General features: G+C 36.0%; 16 protein-coding genes and 1 tRNA gene. 11 read left to right on the top strand and 6 right to left on the bottom strand.

What is annotated here, in order from left to right:
* Positions 1-84: 84 nt before the first annotated feature.
* From HMPREF3129_RS07190 to kwaB, 4 genes are all read left to right on the top strand, one after another.
* Entirely contained in the window at positions 85-312 is a 228-nt protein-coding gene (locus tag HMPREF3129_RS07190) for an ogr/Delta-like zinc finger family protein (RefSeq protein ID WP_049217256.1), read from the top strand.
* Positions 302-457 carry a hypothetical protein gene (locus tag HMPREF3129_RS18675; RefSeq protein WP_157849168.1) on the top strand — a complete coding sequence of 52 codons (156 nt, stop codon included), beginning with the start codon at positions 302-304 and terminating at the stop codon, positions 455-457. Before HMPREF3129_RS07190 ends, HMPREF3129_RS18675 begins: the two co-directional genes overlap by 11 nt.
* Before the next feature lie 745 nt (positions 458-1202).
* Positions 1203-1805 carry an anti-phage protein KwaA gene (gene kwaA / locus HMPREF3129_RS07185; protein WP_052124565.1) on the top strand — a complete coding sequence of 201 codons (603 nt, stop codon included), beginning with the start codon at positions 1203-1205 and terminating at the stop codon, positions 1803-1805.
* A 9-nt stretch (positions 1806-1814) separates the two neighbouring features.
* Positions 1815-2789 (top strand): anti-phage protein KwaB, encoded by a 975-nt coding sequence (gene kwaB, locus HMPREF3129_RS07180; RefSeq protein ID WP_036918675.1) that lies wholly within the window; start codon positions 1815-1817, stop codon positions 2787-2789.
* A 43-nt stretch (positions 2790-2832) separates the two neighbouring features.
* On the opposite strand, the gene HMPREF3129_RS07175 is transcribed toward kwaB, so the two are convergent.
* From HMPREF3129_RS07175 to HMPREF3129_RS07165, 3 genes are all read right to left on the bottom strand, one after another.
* Entirely contained in the window at positions 2833-3999 is a 1167-nt protein-coding gene (locus HMPREF3129_RS07175) for a tyrosine-type recombinase/integrase (RefSeq protein WP_036918672.1), read from the bottom strand.
* A gap of 164 nt (positions 4000-4163) precedes the next feature.
* Positions 4164-4238: transfer RNA gene (locus tag HMPREF3129_RS07170), tRNA-Arg, on the bottom strand.
* 325 nt (positions 4239-4563) lie between these two features.
* Positions 4564-5259, bottom strand: coding sequence for a fimbrial protein (locus HMPREF3129_RS07165; RefSeq protein WP_004243775.1), 696 nt, complete (start codon positions 5257-5259; stop codon positions 4564-4566).
* 1321 nt (positions 5260-6580) lie between these two features.
* Between HMPREF3129_RS07165 and mlaA the strand changes: the two genes are divergently transcribed.
* A complete protein-coding gene (mlaA, locus tag HMPREF3129_RS07160) occupies positions 6581-7324 on the top strand; it encodes a phospholipid-binding lipoprotein MlaA (RefSeq protein ID WP_004248410.1) in 744 nt (247 codons plus the stop codon).
* A gap of 75 nt (positions 7325-7399) precedes the next feature.
* On the opposite strand, the gene fadL is transcribed toward mlaA, so the two are convergent.
* Positions 7400-8740: a long-chain fatty acid transporter FadL gene (fadL, locus tag HMPREF3129_RS07155; protein WP_036918670.1), complete on the bottom strand. Its 1341-nt coding sequence runs from the start codon at positions 8738-8740 to the stop codon at positions 7400-7402.
* Between the two features lie 345 nt (positions 8741-9085).
* On the opposite strand from fadL, the gene HMPREF3129_RS07150 reads away from it, so the two are divergent.
* The 4 genes from HMPREF3129_RS07150 to sixA all read left to right on the top strand — a co-directional run bounded on the left by HMPREF3129_RS07150 (position 9086) and on the right by sixA (position 13998).
* Positions 9086-9382, top strand: coding sequence for a YfcZ/YiiS family protein (locus tag HMPREF3129_RS07150; RefSeq protein ID WP_004243769.1), 297 nt, complete (start codon positions 9086-9088; stop codon positions 9380-9382).
* 236 nt (positions 9383-9618) lie between these two features.
* Positions 9619-10923, top strand: a complete 1305-nt coding sequence (gene fadI, locus HMPREF3129_RS07145; protein ID WP_004243765.1) for an acetyl-CoA C-acyltransferase FadI — start codon at positions 9619-9621, stop codon at positions 10921-10923.
* Complete coding sequence (gene fadJ / locus HMPREF3129_RS07140; protein ID WP_070486908.1) at positions 10923-13091, top strand: fatty acid oxidation complex subunit alpha FadJ; 2169 nt, start codon at positions 10923-10925, stop codon at positions 13089-13091. Before fadI ends, fadJ begins: the two co-directional genes overlap by 1 nt.
* Positions 13092-13524: 433 nt before the next feature.
* Entirely contained in the window at positions 13525-13998 is a 474-nt protein-coding gene (gene sixA / locus HMPREF3129_RS07135; protein ID WP_020945935.1) for a phosphohistidine phosphatase SixA, read from the top strand.
* Between the two features lie 54 nt (positions 13999-14052).
* Here the strand turns inward: sixA and smrB are convergent, their stop codons facing one another.
* Positions 14053-14595 carry an endonuclease SmrB gene (gene smrB / locus HMPREF3129_RS07130; protein WP_004243759.1) on the bottom strand — a complete coding sequence of 181 codons (543 nt, stop codon included), beginning with the start codon at positions 14593-14595 and terminating at the stop codon, positions 14053-14055.
* 152 nt (positions 14596-14747) lie between these two features.
* Positions 14748-15302 (bottom strand): Dps family protein, encoded by a 555-nt coding sequence (locus tag HMPREF3129_RS07125; RefSeq protein WP_004250672.1) that lies wholly within the window; start codon positions 15300-15302, stop codon positions 14748-14750.
* A gap of 448 nt (positions 15303-15750) precedes the next feature.
* Here HMPREF3129_RS07125 and prmB point away from each other — a divergent pair, with 448 nt between their 5' ends.
* Together prmB and aroC are read left to right on the top strand one after the other, a co-directional pair.
* Positions 15751-16629, top strand: a complete 879-nt coding sequence (gene prmB, locus HMPREF3129_RS07120) for a 50S ribosomal protein L3 N(5)-glutamine methyltransferase (protein ID WP_052124588.1) — start codon at positions 15751-15753, stop codon at positions 16627-16629.
* Positions 16630-16717: 88 nt separating this feature from the next.
* Positions 16718-17803 (top strand): chorismate synthase, encoded by a 1086-nt coding sequence (gene aroC / locus HMPREF3129_RS07115; RefSeq protein WP_004243753.1) that lies wholly within the window; start codon positions 16718-16720, stop codon positions 17801-17803.
* Positions 17804-17838: the final 35 nt, after the last annotated feature.

Below are 17838 nucleotides of genomic sequence, written 5' to 3'. Positions count from 1 at the left end.
ACACCTGTTACACCTCAAAATAGCAAGAGATGTATTTAATTGGCTTTTTTCTGGCGGGCATAACGCCCGATAAGGAGAAACAAGGTGAAATTAATAAAAGTGCTTTGTCCTGCATGTTCAGCAAAAGCGAAGATCCATTACATTAAAATGAAAGGCGAAAACAATGACCCTGAATTGTATTGTGCTTGTAATGACTTGGAGTGTGGCATGACGTTTGTTTTAGATGTCACTTTTTCACACACATTGAATCCCAGTAAATTAATGCAATCTCGTCCTTCCATTGAACAAGGAGAAAATAGTCATGTTATTTAAAACAACACCGTCTATTTCTCTTGAAGTAAATCAAAATTCAATGGTGATTAATTTATCTGGATTTAGTGCTGAGGATGCAATAAAAATTATTCAGGCTCTCGTATCAGAACAAGTAAAGCATCCATTGTTACCGCCTCACCCTTGATTTATTTTTTCATTCGATTTCAGTTTGAATTTTCTGTGAACCCGCATGAATTGGGCTTTTCAGTTTTTCATGTGGGGTTTACATTAAAAATAATTCTCACGTAAAGTATGAAAACTCTTTTATTTTCATAGCATTATAAGTCTACTTGCTTCTCTCTTTTTTTCGTCAAACTGAAATAACCTGAAATCCTTTTCAATCATTTCAGTTTGACTCTGACGCAAAGAACCCAGTCACCATGCGCTCTCGCGATATGTTTTGTAAAAAATTCAAACTGAAATAATTTTTAGATCCAAATTGTGCAGGCGGGTGCGGAGTAGTGCATTTTACGTGGAGTTTTATTTTATCTTTGTGAATTCCTGAGCTTTATAATGAATTCTAAATAGTTATGCGGAATGGATAGACTACTGTTTTATTTGGGTTTATAACTTATTCTACTAAGTATTAACTAAATATGATATTAGCAAAAAGGTACAAATGACTTGTGCTAACATAAAATGTTTTTAAAAATATGATATTCATCACTGGATAACATTTCTAAATAATTTAGATTTGTAGTTTTATAATTTTTAGCCATACTTAAGCTTGATAAGGTTTCTTATTGTACTGAAAATTTATCAATAAGTTATCTTTTTCATATAAAAGGATGTGATCAGCTACATATATGATGTTCATAGTTATTGTACTATGCTGGGTTATAAGTATTTTAAAAGGTGAGGTGTTTTTTGACCTCATTAAGGAATGAAAAATGAGTGATGAATCAAAAAAAAATAAGGAGAGAACAAGAAGAAAAATAGATTTATATATCTTATCTCTTGCTATTTTGTTTGTTTTTTTTATTTTTATTACAGGTAAAATACCTATATGCTTCTCATCACAATGTGAGTTTATTGGTTTTTTAGAATTATTAAAAATTAATGTCGTCCCTATTGTTTGCATAGTTTTATTGATGTATGCATACTACGCATATTTAAGGTTTAAATATGATACAAAACGATCTGTTGAACTTCCTGTCGAAATTATAAAGATAGATAAAATAAACTATGAACATTTAACTTTTTTGGCGACATATATAATACCGTTGATAACTTTTGATTTTGAAAAAGAACGCTATATTCTAGTTTTAGCTGTATTATTAATAATTATGGGTATTATTTATATAAAAACAGATCTTTTTTATGCTAACCCTTCTTTAGCATTATTAGGTTTTAATATCTATAAAGTTAATATAAAGATAGGTAAGAATGATATAAAGGAATGTGTAATAGTTATAACTCGTAAAAAATTAAAAATAAAAGATAAAATTAGTTATATAGTACTTGATGATAGGGTTTATTATTCTGGTGATTAAGGATTAGTTATGGCTGTAAATATACCGACTAAAGAGAGCTTAGATATTGATCTACAATATTATGTTAATAATATTAATGACATTGCTGTAGTAGTTTATGCTATTATTAAGGGTAATAATGTACCTTTAAGAATGGATATAGAATCTCCAGCTCAATCTGGACTTAAATCTTTATTTTTAAACTTTATAGATAATGAGATTATTAAAAATAGTGAGTTAACTATATTACCTCTATCGTCAGCAGATGAACGAAATAATGTATTATATCATTATGATATTGAGCTCCCTCAGGAGTTAGTGTGCATAAATACTATTTTAGAGAACGAGAACGAGCAAGAATTTGATTTTAATACGCATAATATAGATGAAATAAAAGCTTTACTAATCTGTATAGGTAATGCAGAAAATAATATTATTCTTTATAAAACAATGGCTACTGTAAATATATTTTCACGAGATAGTTTCTTTCTTGTAAAATCTGATACCAGATTTAAAGAGATCAAGCAGGATTTTTTCAGAGTTAGCGGAAATTTTCAACTAATCAAAGTAAATGGAGAACTTTACGTTATAGATTTGAGTTTGGTCGAAAAAATGTTTGGTTTTCATGATGTTATAAAAAAAGAGGCCAGCCAGGGAATACGGTCTATTCGTAATATGAATTTAATCTCAAATATCGATGTTATACAAGAATTAATTGATGACGTTAAATACGCAAGGAAATTGACTCGCGTCGCTAAATCTTCCCCAGTAATTCAGGCTGGTATTAATAATTCAAGCATTATTTCATTTTGTAAATCTTATCCAACCCTAAAAGGGCGTATTAGATTTAATGAAGATGACACAATGATCACTTTGGATACAAAAGTTTCAAAGGATTTATTTATTAAAGTATTGATGGATGATTTTTTAACATCTCAATTAACTCAGTTTTACTATGATAGCATCGCCAAAGATGCGCTGATTGCTGAATCAGTTGATAGTTAAGACAATAATCATTTATACAAAGAAAAAACAAAAGAGTATTATATCAACGCATAATATTAGATGAATACCATTTGAGCATGTTTTTTCTGTTTTCAAGGTACAAAGCATGATTATAAATTCCACGGATGGAATTTTTATCAACATGAGCAAGCTGTAACTCTATCCATGCGCTATCAAAACCGTTTTCATGTAAAATAGTACTCATCATATGGCGAAAGCCATGCCCTGTTAATCTGCCTTTATAACCTATCTTTTCAATAACCTTATTAATACTTGCTTCGCTGATTGGTTTTCTTACATCATTTCGACCAGGAAATAATAATGGGTAATATCCTGTAATTACTTTTAACTCATTGAGTATCGCAATAACTTGTGGGGATAATGGTACTAAATGAGGACGGCGCTTTTTCATTCTCTCTTTGGGTATTTCCCAAATATCATTATCGAAATCAAATTCTGACCATTCAGCTAGTCTCAATTCAACAGTCCTAACACCTGTCAGCATTAACAGCTGGGTGGCATACTTCGTTATTTTACTGCCTTGATAGTTATTTAGCGCTTTAACAAAATCAGGGATCTCATCTTCACGTAAAAACGGGAAGTGTTTAGTTTCAGGCTTATTCATTGCTCCCGCTAAATCAGGTGCAGGATTATATTTTACCCTACCCGTTATGACCGCATAACGAAAAACTTCACCACAGCGCCTACGGATTTTATTTGCTTGTTCTAATGCACCTCTTTTCTCAATTTTTTGAAGAACAGCTAATAATTCTAAGGGAGCAATTTGGTCGATAGGTCGCTTTCCTATATAGGGAAAAATATCATTTTCAAAACAACGCAATATCTCGCTTGCATAACCATCACTCCATGTAGAGCATTTAGAGCTATGCCATTCCATCGCTACCGCATAAAACGTATTTTCTGTTGCGTATCTTAACGCTATCTTTTCTGATTTACGGGCATCGCTTGGATTAATATTCTCAGCTAACTGCTTTTTAGCTTCATCACGTTTCTTTCTTGCTTCAGCTAGTGTGACTTGCCCATATACGCCCAACGAAATCATTTTAGGTTTGCCCGCAAAACGATAACGGAAACGCCATCCTTTAGAGCCATTAGGTTCAATCAATAGAGATAATCCGTTACCATCATTCAATGTATACGGCTTTTCTTTGGGATTAGCTTTGCGGATTTGAATATCTGTTAATGGCATAATGTGTATAGTTTTTCCATTGAACCTAGACGTACACTCAATTTTATACACATTAGTGGCTGGATTCCAGTAAACATCTTAGAACATTACTGAACACTAATTTTAAATAACTTATTGTTTAAATTATTATTTAATACATTATTGAACATCATGAGATGTATAACTGGCGTTCCCTACAGGAATCGAACCTGTAACTAGCCCTTAGGAGGGGCTCGTTATATCCATTTAACTAAGGGAACATTTTGCGAGAGGGTGCTTAACTGTTTCTCAGTGTCCGTATAGTACCGTTTTTGTGGTGGAGGGATCAAGGTATTTAGTCATTGAGTTAGCAAGGTTTATTTTGTAATCAATGATAATACTGTCTTAATCGCTATTTCTATATTTTTATATGTTACAGTAGATCGAAATAAAAATGATAAATATAAAATTAGTAGGTTAATTGAATGAGTCATAAAAAATAAAAACAATAAACGGGAGGGAAATAAAATAAAAAAGATCTCTACCCGTTTAATGTATACAAGCTAATAGCTTGTTAATATAGTGAGAGTGCTTTTGTTAAACTTTTTAAACACCGAAAGAGAATGTTAATACGGCCTCACCAATAAAATCGAGTCCATTACTAATATCTATCGCTTTTTTAGCTAGCTTATCACGAGAAAGAATGAATGTATGAGATGATATTCCTGGTATAAATTTTGTGGTAAAGATTTCACCTGAGACTAATTTAAGAGATGCGGCGGATACATCCTCTTGTTGCTCTGATGTCCACCCATGAATATTATTTTTAACTAAGACAGACACCCCCACTTCAGCTGTTTTAGGTGTTGCTCGGCTTATAAAAGCCGTTTTTCCGTCAACAGTTGCATCTTTCCAATTAAAAAATGAAGCCCCAACAGCTTTATCTGGGTTGGCTTTATCAACTAAGCGAAACCAAGCACTATCAAAACTAGTATTATAATCAAGATCCACATCACCATATGTGTCAGTAGGTATAAAAGTCAAATAAGTTTTAGCATCACATTCAATACTGATGCTTGTTTCTGGTTTCATATCCACATATTGATAGTTTGAAGATTGTGGTATCAAGCTTGGCGATATGCGGCCATAGTCAAAGACAACTTCTGTATTGTTAGAACTATTGATTGTACAAGTTGGCGGTTTTATATCCCCATTGATCTGTAATTGAGCCGAAGGTGTTACAGCTAGCGCTGATGTTGATATAGCCGCTAGTAAGGTAAAATAGAGAAAATTCTTTTTCATTTTACTCTTCCTTTTCGTGAATGAATAATGAATTATTAAATTAGAGGATTATGATACCCCTTTTAAATTATTATTTAAGTTTTAAAATTAAGTATTTTCTTTTATTTTAGTCTGTTTAATCAAATTATGATGTTATTGAAAATATTTTATTATTTTCATCTAATTTAGAATATCACAAAATGTTTTATTTAAAATGAATCGTAAAGCTATTGTTTGAATTTTTATCATAAAAGTATAATCATTTCGTTAATGGTTATATTGTTATTTCTGCCCATTTTAATAATGAGTAATGAAAATTTTAATGCTTTTTGATTTTATATGTAGTGGGGCATCAAAAAGAGATTATTAATAATAGCTTACTTATAATGTGATATTTATTACTCATTTTGTTTAAATGTTAAATTCAAAAACTAAATGTAATAGTAGCTTGCTCTATATAATCTAAATTCTTCAGGAATATCTATATTTTATTTAGAGGTTTTTTAATTTATTTATATATCAATAAATTACATTACTTTCTGCTCCTCTAGTTTCTAAAATTACACTAAAGTTTTTTCCATGTGTTAGCTTTATTTTCTACAAACAAATCTGAAACTGTAAATGTTAAAAAAGTATCTACATTACAGGATGTTTTAATATCGCTACGTTGAGAGCCTAATGCATACTTAGCATTTTCAGGAATAATTGATAGTGCATGTTGGTGGCTTGATATCTCGATTAATTTGTAACTTAGCTGAAGGTATCTGGTAAAACTTGATGATATAATGGGTCAGCAAGGAAAAATAGAGAAATTTTTCTTCATTATATCCTAATATCGAAAATGATAATTTAGCTATTGATAGCCTAATCATGATATCTTTATTTTATCTATTTATGACTATCTTTAATCTATTCTAATTTTGCTTATTATAATTAAAAAATATTGATAAATTATTTTTATGTTTTATTTGGATAGGGAAATTTGTATATGTATCTTTATGTTTTTTTATTTCTTGATATAAAATGGATAAAAATAACAAATAAAATAGCGTATTTTTTATATAGATAGATACTTTAAGGTAAGAAAATTCTTAGCTTGATTATTGCGAATTACTTCTTCTTTGAACTATGTAACTATAGGTGTTTTGCATAAAAAACAATCTAAAATATTTTTATCAATCGGGCATAGTTAGCTCTATTGGATAAAAATAAATCCCGAATGTTCTTATAAGATTAAAAACGAATAACAGTATCACTTATCGCCTATTGACAGTATTATATGTAAAGATGATGAATAGTGACCTATGCTCTGATTATCATAGGACAGTTAGCGGAGAACATTATGAAGTATCGCCTGTGCGGTGTTGCTCTTTTAGTAGCTTTACTTTCAGGATGTGCAAGCACACCTAACAATGGTGACAGTCGTTCTGATCCCTTGGAAGGGTTTAACCGCCAGATGTTTAATTTTAACTATTATGTTTTAGATCCTTACGTATTACGACCTGTAGCCGTAGTATGGCGTGATTATGTTCCACCACCAGCACGTAATGGACTATCGAATTTCTTAGGTAACCTTGAAGAGCCAGCAAGTATGCTAAATAGCATCTTACGTGGAGATTTTGAAAAAGGGGCTAAGCATTTCGGGCGTTTTTGGATCAATACCGTATTTGGTATTGGTGGTTTAATCGATGTTGCAGGAATGTCTAGAGAGTCAATGGAAAAAGAAGTTCCTGTAAGGTTTGGTAGTACGTTAGGGCATTATGGTGTGGGATATGGCCCTTATGTGGTATTACCGGGCTATGGCAGCTTTACAGTGCGAGAAGAGGGGGGCGATTGGGCTGATGCCACCTATCCAGTACTGAGTTACCTCACTTTCTGGATGTCTGCGGGTAAATGGGCCCTTGAAGGTATTGAAACGCGAGCTCAATTATTAGATTCAGATGCAATTTTACAAAACTCATCTGATCCATATTTAATGATGCGTGAAGCCTATTTCCAAAAAAATGATTTCGATGCTAATGGCGGGAAAACAGGTGAAAATCCAAACGCAAAAGCGATTGAAGATGATTTAGACTCTATCGATTAATCTATTTATCTGGTTATTTAAATAAAAAATGGTCTTTTTTAAGACCATTTTTTGTATTTAAAGTAGCAAATCAGCTTAGAAGCGATAGTTAAAGTTCATACCGTATAACCATGCTTTACCTGATGATTCAAATTCATAAGCCGGCAATGGTAAGCTTTCAGATAGCTTCTCTTTAATCGTCACTTTCTTACCGTGCATATAGGCTAAACCAACATCCACAGACATATCTTTATTAAATGCGTAGGTTGCCCCTGCACTTAACCAGAAGCGATCTTGGTCAGGGATCGAGATAGAGCGTTTATCAGCAGGAACAGGACTATCATCAAAGGCAATACCGGTGCGGAATGTCCAATTATCATCATGGTAATAAGTGGTTCCTAATGCAATACGCCATGCATCACGGAAGCCTTCTTCTTTGTTGAAGAGTTGTTGACCATCACTTTTACGTGTTGCTCTTAACTCTTTAAACTCACTCCAACTGGTATAAGCTAAATTATAATGGACAGCCCATTTAGGGGCGACACGGTGGTAAGCAGCAAATTCCCAAATCTCCGGTAGGTTAAGGTCTAATTTACCTTTGATAGTATCTCCATTAGTACCAACCACCCCCATACCTTCTAGTGCGGGTAATGAGCGGATATCACTTTGATAATCACCATCTTTAAATTTCACTTTTACTTTAGAGCGATAAGTGAAGCTGATACGGTTATCTTCATCAAACTCATATAATAAACCGGCGTTCCAGCCAAAGCCCCAAGCATCCCCTTTTAATTGTGCAAAGCGATCACTTGGCGATAAGCTTGATACATAACCACCTAATGGAGGAGGAAGTTTGCTACCCAATAGCTTACCTGCTTCACCTACATGGCGGGTAATTTCAGCATCAGCATAGAGCGCATTTAAGCCTAAACCGACACTAAATTGTTTATTAACCCGATAACCTGCACTTAAATTTAAGTTCATGGTTTTTAAATCAGTTTTGCCGCCAATTAAACCTGCTGGGTAATCTTTTTTAAAGTCGGTAGCTAAACCAAAGTTAGTAGTACCTGATGCACCAATTGCCCATTTATCGTTGATAGGCGCAACAAAGTGAATATTGGGGACTAAAGCACTTGGGGCGATATCGCCGGCATTAGTGCTGGCGCCAGAGAGTGGAGATTTACCTTTAATATCAACACTGGGATTAATATGGATAGCACCGACGGAAAACTCAGGACGATCAAACATGGTCAATGCGGCAGGGTTTCGACTACCTACACTCGCATCATCTGCAATAACGCCTTCTCCTGAAAAAGCACGACCTAGTGCTGAAGTTGAATATTCATTTAACTGAAAACCGGCAGCGCTTGCATAAGAGGAAAGTGTTCCTACAATGGCAGCGAGAGCTGTGCGAGTAAACAGGTTTTTACGGTTCATGACCTAAACCCTCATAATTTTTTTAAATAAGTAACTTCTGATTAGAAGCGCTGGATTTTAGGTGCGGTTGTCGTTATGACAAATCAGACCAGTTGCTTAAGTATAAAGATGAATAGTGGTGATGTTGCAAGTTTGTTTTATATATATTTCCAATTTGATTTAAAATTTGGGATTTAGTTAACATTAATTTTACATTAAATGCCAATAAAGATGGTTTTGTTTATTAAACAAACAGTAAAATCAATTTTTTTTGTAAAATTGTAGGTTAATTTGAGCTAACGCAGGTTATTTTATTTTTTTGCTATTATGATAGATAATTAACACTTCTTTTGTTGGGAGACTAAAATGGCAGACGCAATTAATCGTTGTAATGCAGAAGAAACAGCTGCTTGTTGTTGTGTTGATGTTGGTACTATTATCGACAACAAAAATTGTACCGCATCTTATCAGCACGTTTTTGCCGATAAGGCTCAAGCTGAAGCGATGTTAAATGAGCTAACAGCTAAAGCTAATGCCACTGCATCTGAACCTTGCCAAATTAAACATCAATTTGCTGATGTCGAAGGTGGCGTTCAATTAACCGCTGATTTTACTTTCTCTTGTGAAGCAGAAAATCTGATCTTCCAATTAGGATTACGTTAATCCTTTGAAATTAAACTTCTTCAAGGCTATTGAAATTCAGTAGCCTTTTTTATTTTTTATCATTATTTATTCCTTCCTTTTATTGTTTTCTTCGAGTTACAGCTAATTGAATGAAATAATGAGCGCTAACTCCCACTTCTTATAAAATGATGTTTCTGATAAGTGAAAATTTTGTTAACTCTATTAATCAGGTCAGACCTCTTTGGTGTTAGGAATTCATTTTGTCAGGAGTCGTTATGAAGTCATCAGCGAGCAGTACCATAAAAGATCGTGTTGCGATTGTCAGTGGATTGCGTCTCCCATTTGCTAAACAAGCAACCGCTTATCGGGGGATCCCTGCGGTTGAGCTGGGGCGCTCGGTTGTACAAGAATTAGTGATCCGTAATGAAATTCCTCCTGAAATTATTGATCAACTGGTGTTTGGTCAAGTAGTACAAATGCCTGCCGCACCGAATATTGCCCGCGAAATTGTACTTGGCGCAGGGCTAAGTGTAAAAACAGATGCTTATAGTGTAACCCGTGCTTGTGCAACGAGTTTTCAGGCTATTGCTAATGTGGCTGAAAGTATGTTGGCAGGTCATGTTTCAGTGGGTATTGCTGGTGGCGCAGATTCATCTTCTGTATTACCGATTGGCGTGAGTAAAAAATTAGCCGATGTTTTACTCAGTTTAAGTAAAGCGAAAACATTAGGGCAACGGCTTAGTTATTTAAGTCAACTACGCTTTGGTGATCTGCTACCCGTTGCACCCGCAGTGGCTGAGTATTCCACAGGATTGCGTATGGGGGATACTGCTGAGCAGATGGCTAAGACTTATCATATTTCAAGAGTTGCGCAAGATGAATTAGCACATCGCTCTCATCAATTAGCGGCCAAAGCGTGGGAAATGGGAAAATTAAATGACGAAGTTATGACGGCATTTTTCCCACCCTATAAATCAGGTTTTCATCAAGATAATAATATCCGCAAAAATTCTGTACTTGATTCTTACGCAAAATTGAAGCCCGCCTTTGATAGGCGCCACGGTAGTGTGACAGCGGCTAATAGTACGCCTCTTACGGATGGTGCTGCTGCTGTGCTAATGATGAAAGAGTCTGTTGCCAAAAGTTTAGGCTATCAACCTTTAGGTTATCTACGTAGTTATGCTTTTACCGCCATTGATGTCTGGAAAGATATGTTGCTGGGGCCTTCTTATGCGACTCCGTTAGCACTATCAAGAGCCGGTCTTACTTTGAGTGATTTAACACTAATAGATATGCATGAAGCTTTCGCTGCTCAAACGTTGAGTAACTTAACCTTATTTGCAAGTGATAAATTTGCTCAAGAGCAACTCGGACTGTCAAAAGCAATAGGCGAAGTTGATATGGATAAATTCAATGTTCTTGGTGGCTCTATTGCTTATGGACACCCCTTTGCTGCAACAGGGGCGAGAATGGTGACTCAAACATTACATGAACTGAAACGCCGAGGTGGTGGCTTTGGTTTAACAACAGCTTGTGCTGCGGGCGGATTGGGTGCAGCGATGATTTTGGAGGTGGAATAATGGCGACTCAACAAAGGATACAAACCTCATCTGAGAAATCACCGGTATTCCAGTTTTCAGTACGTCCCGATAAGGTCGGAATTATCACCATTAATGTTGTAGATGAAAAGGTCAATACACTGAAAGCTGCTTTTGTTGAACAGTTTCAAAATGTATTAAAACAGGCTCAGCAACATTCAGGTGTAAAAGGATTAATTATCACCTCAAGTAAACCTGATAATTTTATTGCTGGTGCTGATATATCAATGATTGCAGATTGCAAAACCAAAGAAGAGGCCACCGCATTAGCAAAAGCAGGACAAGATCTTTTTACTCAATTAGAAAATTATCCTTTGCCTGTCGTCGCGGCCATCAATGGTGTCTGTTTAGGTGGGGGATTAGAACTAGCATTAGCCTGCCATGGGCGAATTTGCTCCGATAACAGTAAAACTCGTTTAGGTCTTCCAGAAGTTCAATTAGGATTGCTACCAGGTTCGGGGGGAACCCAACGATTACCACGTTTAATAGGGGTTACGACCGCCTTAGATATGATCTTAACTGGACGACAAATTAATGCCAAACGGGCTTTCAAGCTTGGCTTAGTCGATGACGTTGTGCCACAAGCTATTTTATTAGATGTTGCAGCCCAATGGATTTTAACAGCTAAAAAAGTTGCTAAAAAACAGACTATTATGGAGCGTTTTTGGGCAAATACCACATTAGGAAGAAATATCCTCTTTGATCAAGCTAAAAAGCGCACTTTAGCTAAAACCAAAGGTCATTACCCAGCGGCAGAGCGTATTCTTCATGTTATTGAACGAGGCTTAGAGAAAGATATTCAAACAGGTTTTAAAGAAGAAGCTAATGCGTTTGGTGAATTAGCCATGACCCCGGTTTCATCTGCATTACGGCATCTCTTTTTTGCCTCAACAGCATTGAAAAATGAAACAGGATCATCTGCAAAGCCAGATAAGTTACACCATATAGGTATTTTAGGTGGGGGGTTAATGGGGGGCGGTATTGCTTTTGTGACAGCAACAAAAGGTAATTTACCCGTTAGAATTAAAGATATTAGTGATAAAGGCATTGCGCAGGCACTTAACTATAGTTGGAAAGCGTTATCAACTAAGGTCAAGAAAAAGCGGCTCTCTGCTCGTGAACGCCAACGACAAATGGGGTTATTATCAGGGACATTGGATTATAGCGGTTTCCATCAAACTAACCTTATTGTCGAAGCTGTTTTTGAAGATTTGGCTTTAAAGCAAAAAATGGTGGCTGATATTGAAGCCTTAGGTGAAGGCAAGATCATCTTTGCTTCAAATACATCTTCTCTTCCTATCCATAAAATTGCTGAAAAAGCACAATATCCAGAAAAAATAATAGGGCTGCACTATTTTAGTCCCGTTGAAAAAATGCCCTTAGTTGAAGTGATCCCTCATGAAAAAACGGATGCTAAGACAATCGCCACAACTGTTGCTTTTGCTAAAAAACAAGGCAAAGTTGCCATTGTGGTAGGAGATAAACCCGGTTTTTATGTCAATCGAATTCTCGCCCCTTATATTAGTGAAGCCTTAACCTGTTTGGTTGAAGGGGAAACGATAGAGAATATTGACAAAGCATTAGTTCAATTTGGCTTTCCAGTCGGCCCCATTCAACTTTTAGATGAAGTGGGAATTGATATTGGTACTAAAATAACGCCTATTTTAGTCAATGAGTTTGGTGAGCGTTTTGCATCTCCTCCTGCGGTTGATGCGATTATTGCGGATGACAGAAAAGGGCGTAAAAACGGTCGTGGTTTTTATCTCTATAATCAGCATGCCTTACCTTTCTCTTTAGGAAAAAATAAAAAGCGTGCAGATCCGATGATTTATCGCTTATTACAGGTTAAACCTAAAAATCAGTTATCGGCTTCAGAAATAACCGAACGTTGTTTATTGCTTATGCTTAATGAAGCTGTTCGTTGTTTAGATGAAAACATTATTCAACAACCTAGGGATGGTGATATTGGTGCTGTTTTCGGTATTGGTTTTCCTCCCTTCTTTGGTGGACCATTCCGGTATATAGATAGTATGGGAACAACAAAAATAGTCGATAAGCTTAATCAATTAACTGAAAAATACGGTGAAAAGTTCCAGCCATGTGAGCGATTAGCAGCAATGGCCAAGTTAAATGAACGATTCTATAGCTAACTATCTATTCTATAATGTAATGAGTAGAAAGGATGATTAAGGCGCTTATGCGCCTTTTTTTGTACCTATATAATTGAGATGCAGTTCACTCATTGGGCGAGGGTTTACGGCGTTTTTCGCTAAATTAAGCGCTGATTAAACAAGGTGTTATTATTAATGAAAAATCGGCTTATAAATGTTAATGATAGCTGAGTGAAAAGTGTTTTTGGGGGACAATAAACGCAACTGGTATATTCTAAAGACAGTTTGTTTTAATAAGAGATTAAATATAATTTTTTGGTGTTAAAATATACCAAATAGAGCAAATTTACTGGATAAAATAGCGTATTATTTGTTAGGGGTTTTTGGTCAAAACTAGATATTTGTTATTCTTACTTGCTTTATGTATTGATACCCTTAGAAATGATAACAACAAAATAGGTTTATATTGATTATGCAAATTTTTATTATGCGCCACGGTGAGGCTACTTTTGATGCGCCCAGTGATGCACTACGATCTTTAACAGAGCGTGGTGAATATGAATCATTAACCATGGCGAATTGGATGACACAGCAAAAGCATAGTATTGATTATGTTTTAGTTAGTCCTTATTTGCGGGCACAACAAACACTGAATGTTGTGCAACAAGGCTTAGTATTACCCGCTAAGATAGAAACCGATGAAGGGCTTATTCCTGGGGGTAATCCTGATCATATTGCACATTATTTAAGGGCATTAGGGGAAGTGGGATATCACAATATTCTAGTTATATCACATCTACCTTTAGTGGGGTATGTCGTGGCAGAGCTTTGTCCAACAGTGAGTGCTCCGATGTTTTCTACCTCAACGATTGCTTGTGTTGATTTTGATTTATCAACAGGCTCGGGGAAATTGCTGTGGCAAGTCTCCCCAGCAAACTTAAAATAAATTACCGAATAAAGTCTATATGTTATTTATATTGTTCTGATTTATTCGGTGATGTTAACGACGCGCAATATCATCATTTTCGACTAACAGCAATAGTGCAGCATCACCTCCCCACTCTTTTGGTGCTTGATGAAAAGCAATAATATCAGGGTGTTGAGCTAACCAAAGAGGGGTTTGCTGTTTTAAAATATGTTTACCATGCCCATGCATAATACAGGCACAATACACATGCTCTCTTCTACAGGCCGCGATTAAGGCACCAATTTCTTGTTTGGCGATTAATTGTGTTAATCCATGTAAATCTAAAAAAAACTCTGGTACATAATCACCACGACGCAATTTTTTTAGCTCGTACGCATTTGCCCCTTCTCTTAAATAACGCATCGGGCCTTCTGTTGCCAAGTTAGGTTGAAACTCATCGGAGAAATAGTAAGAAGCATCTATTTGCTCTTGCTGTAATCGCTCTGTTGGATAATGAGTCACTTTTTTTCGCGGTGTTTGGTGGCGTATTTTATCTTGTGGGAGCTTTTTGGTGCCTTTTATCATCTCCTGAAATAATTCTATTTCTGAAGGAGGTAATATGAATTTTTTGTTCATTTTTAGCGTTCTTCATCATTGCTATCATCTATATCTATAAATAATAGTACCTTAAATATAAGGGGAGATAAAAAACTATTGTTAAATAGATGAAACAAAAAAGGCAGGGGGGATCCCTGCCAAAATAGTCACATAGCTAGCAAATAGATTAATTAGTGCCCTGATGTTTCTGCACGTCGACAAGCTTCAAATAAGAACCAAGTACGACGCTCTGTTTCATCGATCCAATTTTCAATTAAGCTTGCGGTAGAGATATCGTTATTTTCATCACAGACAACATGTGCTTTTCTCAGTTCTGCTGCAAGTAATTGATTATCTTGACATAGCTCAGCTAACATATCTAAAGGCTCAACAAATTCAGCATCATTATCTTTAATACGTTGCATTTTTGAGATCTGCCCTATAGAGCGTAATGTCATGCCACCAATTTTACGTACACGCTCGGCAATAGGATCTGTCATGGCAAAGAGCTGATCACCTTGTTCATCTAACATTAGATGATAGTCACGAAAATGAGGACCGCTCACATGCCAGTGGAAGTTCTTTGTTTTTAGATATAAAGCAAACACATCCGCAAGAATAGCATTCATCGCTGCACTAACTTCTTTTGTTGCTTTAGGTGCTAAATCTGTAGGGGTAGATAGAGGACGGGTTTGGAGTTTATGTGCATCATTAACTTCAGCAGGGGTTAGTTTTTTACTGCTCATTTTCATCTCCTAATAAATCGAAAAAGTATTATTGAGAGAACAACATCGTAAACAGAACAACCAATTGCAGAACAAGATGTTATTGATATTACTGACTGTTCAGTTCAATAATAAATCACATGTAAATAAGTATGGATCGATTTCTTATAATTACTAGTTAAAGTGATAAATATAATTATTTATTCTGGTTTTTTGTCTGTTGTTAGTTGATTGTATGGTTATTGTGTGATTGATTTGGTTTATCTGGCTAATATTGAATTTGTTTCGTCATAAAGATAAAACGAGATGAATTTAATAATATTGTCTTTTTTTATTATCTAACGCTGATTTATCACGATCTTCATGGCAAACTACAGACTTTCTATTTCGTCAGATCCGTCAGAGGACAACAGTTTTGGATATCACAGCAAAAGAAGAAGCCGTAGCTGATTTAAGCACGATCTTAGATATGTTACGTTGGGCTATGAGTCAGTTTAATTCATCAGATATTTATTATGGTCATGGTACGGATAACGCATGGGATGAAGCGTTACAGCTTGTTCTACCTACACTGGCTCTTCCTTTAGATATTCCTGATGCTCTTTTATCAACCAAACTTACAACCTCTGAAAAAATGGAAATCATTCAACTTATTGAGGTTCGTATTGAACAAAAAATTCCTGTGCCTTATTTAACGCATCGAGCGTGGTTTTGTGGACATGAATTTTATGTTGATGAACGTGTCTTGATCCCTCGTTCTCCCATTGGTGAATTGATTAATAACCATTTTGCTGGACTGATTGGGCAAGAGCCAACCCGTATCCTTGATTTATGTACTGGCAGTGGATGTATTGCTATTGCTTGCGCCCATGAATTTCAAGAAGCAGAAGTCGATGCCGTCGATATTTCAGCTGATGCGTTAGAAGTTGCCGAGTTTAATATTGAAAATCATGGTTTAATTCATCGTGTTTATCCAATGCAATCTGATCTCTTTGAGGCAATTGTTCCTACACCATACGATATTATCGTGACGAATCCACCTTACGTTGATGCTGAAGATATGGGTGACTTGCCTGATGAATACCATATTGAACCCGAACTTGCATTGGCTTCTGGTGTGGATGGCTTAGATATCACCAGACAAATTTTACTAAAAGCACCTGATTATTTAAGCGAAAAAGGCATTCTTGTCTGCGAAGTAGGTAATAGCATGGTGCATCTTATCGAACAATTTCCTGAAGTTCCTTTTACTTGGCTTGAGTTTGAAAAGGGAGGCATTGGTGTCTTTATGTTAACGCGTAAGCAACTTGTCGAATTTTCAGATAGCTTTGCTAGCGATAAACGTTGATGTCAATGTGATGAAACGGTAGATTGTTATGGTTGCAAATAACATATTAATAACATCACACAGTCAGTCATAAGATAGGAATTGAGGGATGGCGGGAAACAGTATCGGGCAATTATTTAGAGTAACCACTTTTGGTGAGTCTCATGGCACAGCGTTAGGTTGCATTGTGGATGGTGTTCCTCCCGGATTACCTTTAACGCAAGCGGATCTACAAGTTGATTTAGATAGACGTAAACCGGGAACTTCACGTTATACCACACAACGTAGAGAGCCTGATCAAGTGCGTATTTTATCGGGTGTTTTTAATGGTGTAACAACGGGAACCAGTATTGGATTATTAATAGAAAATACGGATCAGCGCTCTCAAGATTATAGCGAAATTAAAGATGTATTCCGCCCAGGGCATGCAGACTACACCTATGAACAGAAATATGGTTTACGTGATTATCGTGGCGGGGGACGCTCTTCTGCTCGAGAAACCGCCATGCGTGTCGCAGCGGGTGCTATTGCCAAAAAATACCTTAAACAAAAATTTGGTATTGAAGTAAAAGGTTACTTATCTCAATTAGGGCCAATTAGTTGTGAGTTAGTTGATTGGTCAATTGTAGAAACCAACCCATTCTTTTGCCCAGATCCTTCTCGCCTAGATGCCCTTGATGAATATATGCGAGCGCTAAAAAAAGAGGGTAATTCTATAGGTGCCAAAGTTACCGTGGTTGCAGAAGGTGTACCTGCAGGATTAGGCGAACCCGTTTTTGATAGACTTGATGCCGATTTGGCTCATGCGTTAATGAGCATCAACGCAGTAAAAGGCGTTGAAATCGGAGATGGTTTTGATGTGGTGACCTTAAAAGGGACTGAAAACCGCGATGAAATTACCAAAGAAGGTTTTAGCAGTAATCACGCGGGGGGCGTATTAGGTGGCATTAGTAGTGGTCAACCTATTATTGCACATATTGCTTTAAAGCCAACTTCAAGTATTACTATTGCTGGTAAGACACTTAATCGACAAGGTGAAGAAGTCGATATGATCACCAAAGGGCGACATGATCCGTGTGTCGGTATCCGAGCTGTTCCTATTGCAGAAGCTATGATGGCTATTGTGTTACTTGATCATGCGTTACGTCAACGGGGTCAATGTGGTGATGTTATTCCTCCATTAATGCAATGGTGATCTTAGCTTACATCAATAATACAGCGCATAATCTG

Origin of the sequence: Proteus sp. HMSC14B05, from assembly GCF_001808035.1 — a bacterium.
Lineage (GTDB): Bacteria > Pseudomonadota > Gammaproteobacteria > Enterobacterales > Enterobacteriaceae > Proteus > Proteus mirabilis.
Note: the sequence above shows the minus strand (reverse complement) of the source record. Positions and strands in the feature narration are given on the sequence as shown.

Bases quoted from the DNA above. Each gene is read 5' to 3' on its own strand.
- HMPREF3129_RS18675 (WP_157849168.1), top strand. From the start codon at position 302: ATGTTATTTAAAACAACACCGTCTATTTCTCTTGAAGTAAATCAAAAT.
- kwaA (WP_052124565.1), top strand. From the start codon at position 1,203: ATGAGTGATGAATCAAAAAAAAATAAGGAGAGAACAAGAAGAAAAATA.
- kwaB (WP_036918675.1), top strand. From the start codon at position 1,815: ATGGCTGTAAATATACCGACTAAAGAGAGCTTAGATATTGATCTACAA.
- HMPREF3129_RS07175 (WP_036918672.1), bottom strand. From the start codon at position 3,999: ATGCCATTAACAGATATTCAAATCCGCAAAGCTAATCCCAAAGAAAAG.
- HMPREF3129_RS07165 (WP_004243775.1), bottom strand. From the start codon at position 5,259: ATGAAAAAGAATTTTCTCTATTTTACCTTACTAGCGGCTATATCAACA.
- mlaA (WP_004248410.1), top strand. From the start codon at position 6,581: ATGAAGTATCGCCTGTGCGGTGTTGCTCTTTTAGTAGCTTTACTTTCA.
- fadL (WP_036918670.1), bottom strand. From the start codon at position 8,740: ATGAACCGTAAAAACCTGTTTACTCGCACAGCTCTCGCTGCCATTGTA.
- HMPREF3129_RS07150 (WP_004243769.1), top strand. From the start codon at position 9,086: ATGGCAGACGCAATTAATCGTTGTAATGCAGAAGAAACAGCTGCTTGT.
- fadI (WP_004243765.1), top strand. From the start codon at position 9,619: ATGAAGTCATCAGCGAGCAGTACCATAAAAGATCGTGTTGCGATTGTC.
- fadJ (WP_070486908.1), top strand. From the start codon at position 10,923: ATGGCGACTCAACAAAGGATACAAACCTCATCTGAGAAATCACCGGTA.
- sixA (WP_020945935.1), top strand. From the start codon at position 13,525: ATGCAAATTTTTATTATGCGCCACGGTGAGGCTACTTTTGATGCGCCC.
- smrB (WP_004243759.1), bottom strand. From the start codon at position 14,595: ATGAACAAAAAATTCATATTACCTCCTTCAGAAATAGAATTATTTCAG.
- HMPREF3129_RS07125 (WP_004250672.1), bottom strand. From the start codon at position 15,302: ATGAGCAGTAAAAAACTAACCCCTGCTGAAGTTAATGATGCACATAAA.
- prmB (WP_052124588.1), top strand. From the start codon at position 15,751: ATGTTACGTTGGGCTATGAGTCAGTTTAATTCATCAGATATTTATTAT.
- aroC (WP_004243753.1), top strand. From the start codon at position 16,718: ATGGCGGGAAACAGTATCGGGCAATTATTTAGAGTAACCACTTTTGGT.